The following is a 12,620-nucleotide window of genomic DNA, read 5'->3' on the forward strand; positions in this document are numbered from 1 at the left end:
GCCCACCCCCCGCATCTCCGCCAGGGGCTGGGTGATGGTGTTGCCCAGGCTGTCGTGGAACAGGGCGCTGAGGGTCAAAAACTGCCCCGCGGGGCACTCCAGCTCCGCCTCTCCGGCGTAGACCGTCCCCGCATCCAGGTCCATGGGCACCAGATGGACCTCTCCCTCGCCATCCACCGCCTGGAGCTCCACCTCCAGCCCCTCCACCGTCCGGCCCACAGCCAGGCGGAAGGTGTAGTCGATGTGGGTCTTGTCCCCCCACAGGGTGAAGTCGTAGTCAAACCCGGCCACCATGGGGGTCTCCGGGTCCAGGGCCAGCTGCTCCGCCGCCTGGCGCGCCTCCAGCCCTCCCAGCCGCCAGGCCAGGTAGGCGTTGCTCCCCAGGGACAGCAGGGTGAGCAGGGCCAGGGCCACCATCCCCAGCTTCCAGGGGCGGGGGAGGGAGAGCACCACCTGGGCCTGGGGCCCCGAGGGCCCCTCCTCCACCTGAAGCAGGTCGTTGAGGCTCACCCCGAAGATCCGGCTCATGGCGATGAGCTTGTCCACCTCGGGCACCGCCCCGTCCATCTCCCACCGGGACACCGCCTGGCGGGACACCCCCAGCTGTTCTCCCAGTCCCTCCTGGCTCAGCCCCTTTTCCTTGCGCAGCTCCTGGATTCTCTGACCCAGCGTCATACAGCAGCACTCCTTTGCTCTTTGGTGCTTTCAGCATAGCAAAAGGGACGGGCGGTGGCTACCACCCGTCCCTGTCAAGCTGTCAATCTGTGGTTGCGTCCCCTGGGGCCCAAGGGTTTTCCAGCTGGGTGACCAGAAAGGCCACCCCCGACTGGGGGGGCAGCAGGAGGGTGGGGCCCTCCTCCCCCTGGTCCACATGGGCCCGGCCCAGCAGGGGGGTCAGGCCGGCGGGGAAGGGCAGGGCCAGCCGCTCCTGCTCCTCTCCGGCGTTGCAGGCGCACAAAATGGTCTCGCCCTCTCCCTCCCGAAGGAAGGCCAGCACCGGCCCCTGGCCCTCCACATAGCGGATGGAGCCCCGGCGCAGGGAGGGGTGGTTCTTCCGCAGGGCCCCCAGGGCCTTGAACCAGTCCACCAGCTCCCGGTCCTCCTTGCCCCAGGGGTAGGTCTGGCGGTTGAAGGGGTCCTCAAAGCCCTCCATCCCCGCCTCGTCCCCGTAGTACACCGTGGGGGAGCCGGGGAAGCAGAACAGCAGCAGGGAGGCGGCCCGGAGCAGGTCCTTCCCCCGGCGGCGCTGCTTGGGGGAGAGTCGGAAGTGGGCCCGCCAGTCCCGGGACTGGTCCCGGCACTCGCCGCCCGCCCCCAGAAGGGTGAGGATGCGGGGGGTGTCGTGGGTGCCCAGAGAGTTCATGGCGGAGTAGAAGGCGAAGGGGGGATAGTTCTCCCGAATGGTCTCCATGGCCTCCACAAAGTGCTCGCCCCCGCCCCCCTGGAAGAAGGAGAGGATGGCGTTGCGGAGGGGATAGTTCATCAGGCCGTCGCAGTGGCCCCCCAGGATGTGCTTACGGCGCACCCCGTAGGCGATCTTGGTGGAGCCGTCCTCCCACACCTCGCCGATGACCACCGCGTCGGACTTCTCCGCCCGGGCGGCCTCATGGATGCCGTGGACGAAGTCGTCGGGCAGCTCGTCGGCCACATCCAGCCGCCAGCCGTCCGCCCCTGCCCGGAGCCACCGGCGCACCACGCTGTCCTCACTGCCGAAGATGAAGTCCCGGTAGGAGGGACAGCCCTCGTTGACGGCGGGGAGGGAGTAGATCCCCCACCAGCTCTCGTACTTCTTGGGCCACTCAATGAAGTTAAACCAGGGGCGGTAGGGGGAGTCCCAGCTCTGGGAGGCCCCCACCTCGGGATAGAAGCCGTCGCCGTTAAAGTAACGGCTGACGTAGCCGGTGTGGTTGAACACCCCGTCCAGCATCACCCGCATCCCTCGCTTGTGGGCCTCCCGGCACAGGCGGGCAAAGTCCTCGTTGGTGCCCAGCATGGGGTCAATGTGGTCGTAGTCGGCGGTGCCGTAGCGGTGGTTCTCCGCAGCCTCAAAGATGGGGTTAAAGTAGAGGGTCTCCACCCCCAGTTCCTTCAAATAGTCCAGCTTCTCCAGCACGCCCTTGAAGTCGCCGCCGAAGAAGTCCCGGTTGCGGATCTCTCCTCGGGGGTCAGGGCGGTATTCGGGCAGGTCCTCCCAGTTCTGGTGGACGCTTCGTCTCCCCACCATACCGGCGGGGTCTGGGATGCGGCTGCGGCAGAACCGGTCGGGAAAGATCTGATAGGTCATGCCCTCCCCGAACCAGGGGGCCACCGTCTCCCCGGGCTGATAGACCGTGAGCTGGTGGTGGCCCAGGTCCCGCTTGCGGCCGTCGATGCCCTCCAGGGTCAGGGAATACCACACCAGGCCCACATAGTCCTTGGTGTCCAGGGTGGCCCGGAACTGGTCCCGGCCCAGCTCCGTCCCCACCCAGGGCATGGGCAGGCGGATCTCCCGGTTATCCCAGCTTTCAAAGCGGGCGGTGAGCCAGCCCCGGGAAAAGCCGTCCGAGCGGGGCGGGCGGAGGTTGAACTCCACCACCGTCCCGGAGGGCACCGCTCCGTAAGGTTTTTTATAGCGAATATCTCTGGAATCATAAGTGGGTTGATACAAACAAATCACTCCAACGTCGATCTTCCGCTCAGAGTGGCCGGGGGGCGGGCACACCCGACCCCCGGCGAGGGCGTTTAATGGTATTTATAGCTGCCGCCGCCGATAAATTCCCGGAGCAGGGAGTCCCGGGGGACCAGGGCGGGGTCAATGGGCTGGAAATATTGGAAGGCGCCGATGAGCTCCAGCAGCTCGTCGTGGCGCTCGTTGTCCTCGGGCACGCTTTTTAGCAGGGGGAGGGCATAGTTGCTCATCACCGACACCTCATAGGGCAGGGAGGAGTCAAAGATGATGTCCGCCCGGTTTTTAAAGGGGGAGATGTACAGCTTTTCTCCCCGGCGCACGTTGGCCCACATCTCCAGGGTCTCGGCCACGCCGGTGCCCCGGAAGTTGTAGTCCCGCACTGCCCGGCGGGTCAGGCGCATCCAGGTGCCCTTGAAGCGGAGCACCGCCCCCTCATTCACGTTGGACCGGGCAGAGATATACAGCTTGGTGGCCTCGGGGTGGCGGCCGGCGATGTCGTCGTTGAGGGCGTGGATGCCCTCGAAAATGGCGATCTCATTCTTCTCCAGCTTCATGGGGGTGCCCAAGGAGTCGTTGCGCATTTGCCGGGCAAACTCAAACTTGGGGACCACAATCTCCTCCCCTTGGGACAGGGCGGTAAAGTGGGCATCCAGCAGGTCCATGTCCAGGCACAGGGGGGACTCGTAGTCAATGTCCCCCTCGGGGGTGCGGGGAGCGGTCTTCCGGTTGAGGGTTTTGAAGTAGTTGTCCATGGCCACCGCGTGGGAGTTGACCCCCCGGCGCTGCAGCTCCTCGGCAATTTTCAGGGCGGTGGTGGTCTTCCCGGAGCCCGAGGGGCCGGAGAGCAGCACGATGGGGCTGCGCTCCAGGTTGGCGAGGATTTTGTCCGCTGCCAGAGACACCCGCTGGGCGTAGGCTTGGTCACACTCGGCCAAAAATTCCTCCACATCACTCTGGATGCGCTTGTTGATCTCTTGCAGTTGGTATGCCATAGATTGCTCCTTTCCTGTTTGGCCCGGCTGCGGGGCATTCCCCCGGCTGGGCGGGTTACGGATTTCAGTGGCCGGCGTAGAAGGCGGCGATTTCTCCCTTCTGGGCGAGCACCTTCTCCCTGGAAGCCAGGTAGTCGTGGGGATATTTGGGGTTGGGCAGGCGAAGAATGCGCCGGCCGTCGGGGCTGACCAGCTTGGTCACGCCTCCGCCCCCGATGGAGACCACCGTCTGCAGTTCCTCCATCATCACGATGTTATATAGGCTCTCCAGCCCGGGCTTGGTCCAGCCCACGTTTTCCAGCGACCCGGACATGTACTTCTGCCGGTAGAGGTAGTAGGGGACGTAGCCCGCCCCCCGCAGGGTATTCAGGGAGAAGCTCAACATCTCCTCCACCTCCCCTCCCGCCGGCAGCAGGTCCCCCCGCTCCATGAGGGTGGAGCCCTTTTTCAGGGCCAGGGTGTGGACGGTGACGTTCTCCGCCCCCAGCGCCAGCACCCCCTCCAGGGAGCGGCAGAAGCCGGAAAAGCTGTCCCGGGGGAGACCGGCGATCAGGTCCATATTGATGCAGGCAAAGCCCACCTCCCGGGCCAGGGCGTAGGCGTCCAAAATGTCCTGGGGGGAGTGCTTTCTGCCGATGGCAACCAGAACCTCCTCCTCCAGGGTCTGGGGGTTGATGGAGATGCGGCCGATGCCGTGCCCTTTGAGCACCTCCAGCTTTTCCCGGTTAATGGTGTCGGGCCGCCCCGCCTCCACGGTGTACTCGGTGCAGCCCTCCAGGGGCAGCCCCTCCCGGCATGCGGTGAGCAGCCGGTCCATCTGGGGGGCGGACAGGGTGGTGGGGGTGCCGCCCCCCATGTAGAAGGAGCGGACGGTGAGGCCCGCCTCCCGCAGCGCCCGCCCGGTGGCGGCCACCTCCTCCAGCACCCCCTCCAAATAGGGCTCCACCAGCTTCAGGGTGCGGCCCACGTCGGCGGAGACGAAGGAGCAGTAGGCACAGCGGGTGGGGCAGAAGGGGATGCCCACATACACCGACACCTCATGGGGCTTTAGGGTGCTCTTTACGGCCAGGCTGGCCTGGGCGCAGTCCAGGGCCAGCTGGGAGCGGACGGGGGAGACCCGGTACTCCCGCTCCAACTCCTCCCGGGCCTGCCGGGGGGAGGCGCCCTGTTCCATGCTGCGGGTGGGCAGCTTCACCGGGCGCACCCCGGTGAGGGCCCCCCAGGGGGGCTCCTTGCCCAGCAGGGCGGTGCCGGCGCGGTAGAAGGCCATCTTCAGGGCGTGCTGCACCACGTGGTACGCCCGCTCCGGGGGGGCGTCCAGCTCCCCGGCGGGGAAGGCGTCCTCCCCCCGGGCCTGCCGGCCCTGCCAGCAGACCTGGGCGGTGAGGCGGGCGGTGTCCCCCTCCCGCTCCAGGGCAAACCGGGCCCCGTTCTCCTCCCCCTCCACCATATGGAGGGTTTCGGGGGGATATTCCGGCCTCTCCCCGGGGAAGAGGGTGAGCATCATCTGCTCGGCGGCATAGTGGTACCGCTCCGGCTGCCACAGCGCCGGGGCGGGGACAAATTGTAGCTTCATGGTTCACCTACTCTCGGTGTTTGGGGAAAAGCCTTAGTGGGCCATGGCCTCCCGCAGGAAGGGATTGATCCGCCGCTCCCGGTCCAGGGTGGAGGTAACATCGTGGCCGGGACAGACGTGGAAGTCCCCCTCCAGCTCGCCCAGCCGCTTCAGGGAGGCCATGATCTCCTCATAGCTGCCACCCCGCAGGTCGGTGCGGCCGCAGGAGCCGGCAAAGAGGGTGTCTCCGGTGAAGAGCACGTCCCCCACCTGGAGGGTCACCGAGCCGGGGGAGTGGCCGGGGGTGTGGTAGACCCGGATGGTCAGGCTCCCCAGGGACAGGGTGTCCCCCTCATCGTAGGAGCGCAGGCCCGCCACCTGGCCCGCCAGGGGATACAGCTGGCTGCCCGCCCCGTTGGCGTCCGCCTGGTGGATGTAGATCTCCGCCTGGGGCAGAGCCTTGTGGAGCTCGGGCACGGCGGTGGTGTGGTCGTAGTGGCCGTGGGTGAGGAGGATATACTTCACCTGCACCCCGTCCTCCTCCAGGGCCTTCAAAATCCGGCCGGCCTCGTCGCCGGGGTCGATGACGGCGGCCTGGTTGGTCTGCTCGTCCTCCAGAAAATAGCAGTTGGTGCCGATGGGGCCCACCTGCATCACTTTTACCTTCATATTCCTTGGCTCCTTTCCCCGGCACAGCATTCCCCGGCCGGGCGTGGGGATTATTTATGGGCTTCGGTGTCGTAGAGGATGGTCACCGGTCCGTCGTTGACCGAGGCCACCTTCATGTCCGCCCCGAACTGTCCGTGCTCCACCCGGAAGCCCCGCTGGCGGCACTGGTCCAAAAACCGCTCGTAGAGGGGGATGGCCAGGTCGGGCTTGGCGGCGTAGCTGAAGCCGGGGCGGCGGGAGGAGGTATCGGCGTAGAGGGTGAACTGGCTGATCACCAGCATGGCGCCCCCCACCTGCTCCAGGCTCCGATTCATTTTTCCCTTTTCGTCCTCAAAAACCCGCAGGTTGCAGATCTTTTCGGCCAGCTTGTCACACACCTCCTGGGTGTCGTTGGGACCCACCCCCAGCAAAATGAGGTAGCCCCGGTCGATGGCTCCCTCCACCACTCCGTCGATGGTGACGGAGGCGGAAGACACTCTTGTCACCACCGCGCGCATAGAAATTCCACCTTTCTCTCCTATTTCCCGCTGGCACGGGCCACGTAGTAAACGCCCTGGATATTATTGAGCTTGTTGATCACCGAGCCCAGCTCGTCCTTGTCCCTGACCTCCACCACGATGTTCACCGTGGCGTGGCCGTCGGGCTGGGACCGGGCGGACAGGGCGGACACCTTCACCTTGGCCGAGGACAGGGCCATGGCCACATCCAGGGTCAGGCCGTCCCGGTCCTTGGCGGACAGCTCCAGGGCGGTTTTGTAGTTGGGCAGGCTGCTCTCCACCCAGGACACCTTCACCCAGCGGTCGGCCTCCTCCGGCTTGCGCCGGTCCGGGTCGGCGTTGGGACAGTCCTGGCGGTGGACGGAGACGCCGTAGCCCTTGGTGATAAAGCCCACCACCGGGTCCCCGGGGACGGGGGTGCAGCACTTGGCAAACTTTACCAGGCAGTTGCCCATCCCCTCCACCACGATGCCGGAGTCGGAGTGCTTGGGCTTCACCTGGCCGGCGGCGGGAGGGGCGGATTGGGCGGTGGAACCGGGGACGATGACGCTCTCCGCCGTGGTCTTGGCGGCGGCGGCCGCCTTCTCGGCCTGGAGCCGGCCCAGACGGAGCAGCTCGTCCTTGGCCCGGGCCACCGCCTTGGTGGCGGTGGTGCCCCCGTAGCCGATGGAGGCGTACAGCTCGTCCAGGGTGCCAAAGCGCACCTTCCGCAGGATATAGGGCAGGGCCTCCTCGGCGGTGATGGCGGACAGGGGGATTTTCATGTGCTTCAGCTCCGCCTCGAAGAGGGCACGGCCGGTGGCGATGTTCTCCTCCCGGCGCTCCTTTTTGAACCACTGGCGGATCTTGTTGCGGGCCTCGTTGGACTTGCAGATTTTCAGCCAGTCCCGGCTGGGGCCCTTGGCGGACTTGGAGGTCTGGACCTCCACAATGTCGCCGTTGCTCAGCTGGTAGTCGTAGGGGACCATCCGGCCGTTGACCCGGGCGCCCACCATGTGGTTGCCCACGGCGGAGTGGATGTTATAGGCAAAGTCGATGGGGGTGGCCCCGGCGGGCAGGCTCTTCACGTCCCCGTTGGGGGTGAAGACGAAGACCTCGTCGGCGAACATATCCACCTTCAGGGTGCGGACAAACTCCTCCGCGTCGGTGTCCTGCTGGCTCTCCAGCAGGCGGCGCACCCACTCAAAGTCCTTCTCGGTGCCCAGCTTCCGGTTGGCCATGCCCTGCTTGTACTTCCAGTGGGCGGCAATGCCGTACTCCGCCGTCTGGTGCATCTGCCAGGTGCGGATCTGCACCTCAAAGGGGATGCCCTCCCGGCCGATGACGGTGGTGTGGAGGGACTGGTACATGTTGGGCTTGGGGGTACCGATATAGTCTTTAAAGCGGCCCAGAACGGGCTTGAACATGTCGTGGATGCAGCCCAGGACGTTGTAGCACTCGGGGATGTCGTCCACGATGACCCGGAAGGCGTACAGGTCAAAGATCTCGTCCATGGTCTTGTTCTGGGTGAACATTTTCCGGTAGATGGAGTAGATGTGCTTCACCCGACCGTAGACGGTACAGCGGATGCCGTCCTGCTCCAGCCGCTGCTGGATGCGGTGCTGGATGGCCGCCATAAACTCCTCGTGGGCGGAGGAGCGCTCGGCCAGCTCGTCCTCGATCTCCTTGTAGCCGATGGGGTCCAGATAGCGCAGGGACAGGTCCTCCAGCTCCCATTTCAGCTTCTGCATACCTAAGCGGTGGGCGATGGGGGCGTAGATCTCCATGGTCTCCAGGCTCTTCTCCCGCTGCTTCTTGGGGGACTGGTACTCCATGGTGCGCATGTTGTGCAGCCGGTCGCAGATTTTAATGAGGATCACCCGGATGTCCTGGGCCATGGCCATGAGCATCTTGCGCAGGTTCTCCATCTGCTCCTCTTCCTTGGAGACATACTGCACCCGCGTCAGCTTGGTGACCCCCTCCACCAGGGCGGCCACCGGCTCGCCGAATTTTTTGGCGATGTCCTGGTGGGTGGCGGGGGTATCCTCAATGCAGTCGTGGAGGATGGCGGCGATGACCGAATCCACATCCAGCTCCAGGTCGGCCACGATCTCCGCCACCGCCAGGGGATGGATGATATAGGGCTCGCCGCTTTTGCGCAGCTGGCCCTTGTGGGAGGTGTCGGCAAAGGTAAAGGCGTCAAACAGCCGCTTGGTATCCAGATTGGGTGTGTAGGCAGCTACCTTGTCCTCCAGGGCGTGATAGCGTTCCAAAATCGGGTCCATACGATCCCTCCGTCACTTCTATAACAGGGTGGAGTCCCCCACGCTGGCCTCCCGCAGGCGGCGCAGGATACAGGAGTCCTCCAAATCCACCTTCCGCTCCAGGTGGCGCACGGTGATCTGGAGCCGTCCGGTGCTCCGGCCCAATTCAATGAGCCCCCGCTCCTCCAGCACCTCCAGACACAGCATGGTGCGGGCGGGCATCTCCCGCTGGCCCCCCACCCGGCAGGCCCCCCGGGTGATGCGGATCAGGGTGTCCTCCACCCGGTCACTGGTCACCGCCTGGCGCTCCAGCCACCGCCACAGGCTGACAAAGTCCGCTCGCTCCGGCAGCAAAACCCGGGCCTCCTGGGGGGTGAGGCAGTCGCCCCGGCGAAATTTCTCATAAATCCCACGCTCCAGCTGGGCGCGGGTGGGGGCCCGCCGCAGGTCCACCACCTGTAGCTGCACGGTGCGCTGGCCCCGGAAGGCGTTGATCTGGGGGGAGAAGGCCACATCCACCCGGCAGCCGGGGTAGAGCCCCAGCTCCTCGCCGTCGGCGGAAAACCAGATGGCGTCCAGTCCATGGCCCCGGGACTCCAGGCGCAGCTTTAAATGCCGGCCCCGTCCCACCTGGGTCAGGGTGTGGATCTGCACCCCCCGCAGCACCAGCACCGGCCGGGGGTTGCCGCTGCCCCAGGGCTCCAGAGCCTCCAGGGCGTCTACCCCCTCCACCGTCAGCTCCTGGGGGGTGACCAGGGCGTCGGCCTCCATGGCGCAGCCCTCCTCGCAGCACCCCTGGGTGGCCACCGCCCGCCGAAGGGCCTCCGCCAGGGCGGGGATATTCTCCTCCCGGACGGTAAAGCCCGCGGCCAGGGCATGGCCGCCGAAGCTCTCCAGCAGGGGAGAGCAGGACTGAAGGGCCTCAAAGAGGTTCACGCCCCCCCAGGACCGGCAGGAGCCCTTGCCCATCCCCTGGTCCAGGCAGATCATAAAGGCGGGGCAGCCGTACTTCTCCGTCAGGCGGGAGGCCACGATGCCCACCACCCCCTGGTGCCAGGCGTGGCTGGCCAGGACGATGACCCCCTGCTGGGGGGCGCGGTCCAGGCGCTGGACACACTGCTGAAAAATATCTCCCTCGATGATCTGGCGCTCCCGGTTGAGCTGGCACAGCTCCTGGGCCAGCTCCTCCGCCCGCTGGGGATCCCGGGTGAGAAGCAGCTCCACCGCCACCTCCGCCCGGCCCATCCGGCCCGAGGCGTTGATACGGGGGGCCAGGGTATAGCCCACCGTCACCGAGCCCACCGCCTTGTCCTCCAGTCCGGAGCAGGCGATGAGGGCCTGAAAGCCCAGGCGCTTGGCGGGGTTTAAGTCCTGCAGGCCCCGGCGGACGATGGTGCGGTTTTCTCCCTCCATGGGCATCACATCGGCGATGGTGCCCACGGCCGCCAGATCGCCAAACCGCTCCAGCACCCCGCCGGCCCGCTCCGGCCCGGCCAGGGCCATGGCCAGCTTCAGGGCAACCCCCACTCCGGCCAGGCCCTTGAAGGGATAGGGGCAGTCCCTGCGGTGGGGGTCCACCACCGCCGCCGCCCGGGGCAGCGCGTCCTTACAGGCGTGGTGGTCGGTGATAACCACATCGATGCCCAGGGAGCGGGCATAGTCCACCTCATCCACCGCCGTGATGCCGCAGTCCACCGTCACCACCAGGGTGACCCCCTGGCCGGCCAGCACATCCAGGGCCTCCCGGTTCAGGCCGTAGCCCTCCTCCAGCCGCCCGGGGATGTAGGGGACCACCCGGCCCCCCTCCTCCTGCAAAAAGCGGGTGAGCAGACAGGTGGCGGTGATGCCGTCCACGTCGTAGTCCCCATAGACGGCCATCCTCTCTCCCCGCTCCAGGGCCAGACGCACCCGCTGGACCGCCTGGGGCATGTCCTTCATCTCCAGGGGGTCGCACAGGGGCTCTGCCTGGGGGGAGAGGAGGGCTCCGGCCCGGCCCGGGTCGGTCACCCCCCGGGCGGAGAGCACCGAGGCCAGCAGGGGAGGAAAGCCCGCCTCCTCCAGGGCCTGCCGGCCCTCCGGGCAGGGAGGGGCCACCTTCCACTTGCTGTATTTCACGGACCCGCTCCCCCTTTCCCGCCGCACGGCTTTTTGCCCCAGGGCAGACTGGGGCAGTATTAACTTATCTAGTATAGCATAATTGTTCCACTCCCTCAAGATAAAATCCCCATTCCCCCGGGGAATGTGCCCCCGACCCCTTGCTCCGGGGGGAAAATCGTGATAAAATACCCCGCGAACATAGACCGGACCCGTTCTGGGGCCCGGATTTTGACAAAGGACGTATGGTATGACTTACTACGACGCCGGACAATTTGATATTGCCGTCATCGGGGCGGGCCACGCGGGCATTGAAGCGGCCCTGGCCGCCGCCCGGATGGGACTGCGCACCCTGTGCTTCACCGTCAACCTGGACGCGGTGGGCAACATGCCCTGCAACCCCGCCATCGGCGGGACGGGGAAGGGCCACCTGGTGCGGGAGCTGGACGCCCTGGGGGGCGAGATGGGCCGGGCGGCAGATAAGGCCTGCATCCAGTACCGGCTTTTGAACCGGAGCAAGGGCCCGGCCGTCTGGTCCCTCCGGGCTCAGGCCGACCGCCGGGAGTACCAGAAGGTGATGAAGCACACCCTGGAGCGGCAGGAAAACCTGTGGGTGAAGCAGGCGGAGGTGGTGGCCATCCGCACGGAAGACGGGGCAGTGTCCGCCGTGGTCACCCACACCGGGGCGGTATACGCCGTGAAGGCGGCCATTGTGGCCACCGGCACCTACCTGGGTGGGCGCACCATTGTGGGAGAGGTGGTCCGGGACTCGGGCCCCGACGGCCTGGCCGCCGCCCTCCCCCTCACCCAGTGCCTGGTGGACCTGGGTCTGTCCATCCGCCGCTTCAAAACGGGCACGCCCCCCCGGGTCAACGCCCGCAGCGTGGATTTCTCCACGATGGAGCTGCAACCGGGGGACGAGGAGGGCCTTGCCTTCTCCTTCCAGACCCAGACGCCACCGGAAAACCGGGCGGTGTGCTACCTCACCTACACCAACGAACGCACCCACGCCATCATCCGCTCCAATCTGGACCGCTCCCCCCTCTACGACGGCACCATCGAAGGAGTGGGCCCCCGGTACTGCCCCTCCATCGAGACCAAGATCGTCCGCTTCCCGGACAAGGAGCGCCACCAGCTGTTCATTGAGCCCATGGGTCTGGACACCGAGGAGCTGTACATCCAGGGGCTGTCCTCCTCCCTCCCGGAACAGGTGCAGATCGAGATGCTCCACACCATCCCCGGCCTGGAGGGGGCGGAGATGACCCGGTGTGCCTACGCCATTGAGTACGACTGCGTGGACCCCACCCAGCTGCTGCCCACCCTGGAGACCAAGGTGGTGTCCGGTCTGTACGGGGCGGGACAGTTCAACGGCTCCTCGGGCTATGAGGAGGCGGCGGTGCAGGGCTTTGTGGCGGGGGTGAACGCCGCGCGGAAAATTCAGGGGAAGGCCCCCTTCATCCTCCGCCGGGACCAGGGCTACATCGGGGTGCTCATTGACGACCTGGTGACCAAGGGCACCAACGAGCCCTACCGGATGATGACCTCCCGCACCGAGTACCGCCTGCTCCACCGCCAGGACAACGCCGACCGGCGTCTGACTCCTCTGGGATATGAATTGGGGCTGGTGGACCGGGCACACTATGAGCAGGTATTGGAGAAGTACCGCCAGGTGGACCGGGAGATTGACCGCCTGGAGCACACAGGCACGCCCCCCTCCGCCCAACTGGACCAGCTACTCCAGGGCAGGGGAGAGCCCCCGGTGAAGGACGGGGCCCGGCTCAGCGATCTGCTCCGCCGCCATCGACATCTACAATGAGCACAACAAGGCCATGCGGGAGTTCGATCAGGTGGCCAACAACCACCTGGACATCGTCACCCCCAAGGTCCGCCACTGTGTCCATA

8 protein-coding genes and 1 pseudogene are annotated in these 12,620 nt (G+C 66.2%); 1 reads left to right on the forward strand and 8 read right to left on the reverse strand.

The window, feature by feature from the left end:
- From B5E43_RS15685 to recJ, 8 genes are all read right to left on the reverse strand, one after another.
- Positions 1-675 (reverse strand): helix-turn-helix transcriptional regulator (locus B5E43_RS15685; protein WP_143383022.1); only part of this gene is annotated, 675 nt, incomplete at its 3' end.
- Positions 676-757: 82 nt separating this feature from the next.
- Entirely contained in the window at positions 758-2,656 is a 1,899-nt protein-coding gene (locus tag B5E43_RS14285) for a glycoside hydrolase family 13 protein (RefSeq protein WP_242964851.1), read from the reverse strand.
- 65 nt (positions 2,657-2,721) lie between these two features.
- On the reverse strand, positions 2,722-3,660 hold the full coding sequence (locus B5E43_RS14290) for a nucleoside kinase (protein WP_087397800.1): 939 nt from the start codon (positions 3,658-3,660) through the stop codon (positions 2,722-2,724).
- 64 nt (positions 3,661-3,724) lie between these two features.
- Complete coding sequence (gene hemZ / locus B5E43_RS14295) at positions 3,725-5,236, reverse strand: coproporphyrinogen dehydrogenase HemZ (RefSeq protein WP_087397802.1); 1,512 nt, start codon at positions 5,234-5,236, stop codon at positions 3,725-3,727.
- A 33-nt stretch (positions 5,237-5,269) separates the two neighbouring features.
- Positions 5,270-5,884 carry an MBL fold metallo-hydrolase gene (locus B5E43_RS14300; protein WP_087397805.1) on the reverse strand — a complete coding sequence of 205 codons (615 nt, stop codon included), beginning with the start codon at positions 5,882-5,884 and terminating at the stop codon, positions 5,270-5,272.
- Between the two features lie 50 nt (positions 5,885-5,934).
- Positions 5,935-6,381 (reverse strand): D-aminoacyl-tRNA deacylase, encoded by a 447-nt coding sequence (dtd, locus tag B5E43_RS14305; protein ID WP_087397807.1) that lies wholly within the window; start codon positions 6,379-6,381, stop codon positions 5,935-5,937.
- 20 nt (positions 6,382-6,401) lie between these two features.
- Entirely contained in the window at positions 6,402-8,645 is a 2,244-nt protein-coding gene (locus B5E43_RS14310) for a bifunctional (p)ppGpp synthetase/guanosine-3',5'-bis(diphosphate) 3'-pyrophosphohydrolase (RefSeq protein ID WP_087397808.1), read from the reverse strand.
- Between the two features lie 18 nt (positions 8,646-8,663).
- On the reverse strand, positions 8,664-10,739 hold the full coding sequence (recJ, locus tag B5E43_RS14315; protein ID WP_087397810.1) for a single-stranded-DNA-specific exonuclease RecJ: 2,076 nt from the start codon (positions 10,737-10,739) through the stop codon (positions 8,664-8,666).
- 229 nt (positions 10,740-10,968) lie between these two features.
- On the opposite strand from recJ, the pseudogene mnmG reads away from it, so the two are divergent.
- Positions 10,969-12,516: pseudogene (gene mnmG, locus B5E43_RS14320) on the forward strand (tRNA uridine-5-carboxymethylaminomethyl(34) synthesis enzyme MnmG); the annotation flags it as partial.
- Positions 12,517-12,620 lie beyond the last annotated feature (104 nt).

It is taken from the genome of Flavonifractor sp. An100, assembly GCF_002161175.1.
In the GTDB taxonomy this organism is placed as follows: domain Bacteria; phylum Bacillota; class Clostridia; order Oscillospirales; family Oscillospiraceae; genus Lawsonibacter.

What these genes read in the sequence shown, in the direction of transcription:
- B5E43_RS14290 (WP_087397800.1), bottom strand. Translation starts at nt 3,660, where the DNA reads ATGGCATACCAACTGCAAGAGATCAACAAGCGCATCCAGAGTGATGTG.
- hemZ (WP_087397802.1), bottom strand. Translation starts at nt 5,236, where the DNA reads ATGAAGCTACAATTTGTCCCCGCCCCGGCGCTGTGGCAGCCGGAGCGG.
- B5E43_RS14300 (WP_087397805.1), bottom strand. Translation starts at nt 5,884, where the DNA reads ATGAAGGTAAAAGTGATGCAGGTGGGCCCCATCGGCACCAACTGCTAT.
- dtd (WP_087397807.1), bottom strand. Translation starts at nt 6,381, where the DNA reads ATGCGCGCGGTGGTGACAAGAGTGTCTTCCGCCTCCGTCACCATCGAC.
- B5E43_RS14310 (WP_087397808.1), bottom strand. Translation starts at nt 8,645, where the DNA reads ATGGACCCGATTTTGGAACGCTATCACGCCCTGGAGGACAAGGTAGCT.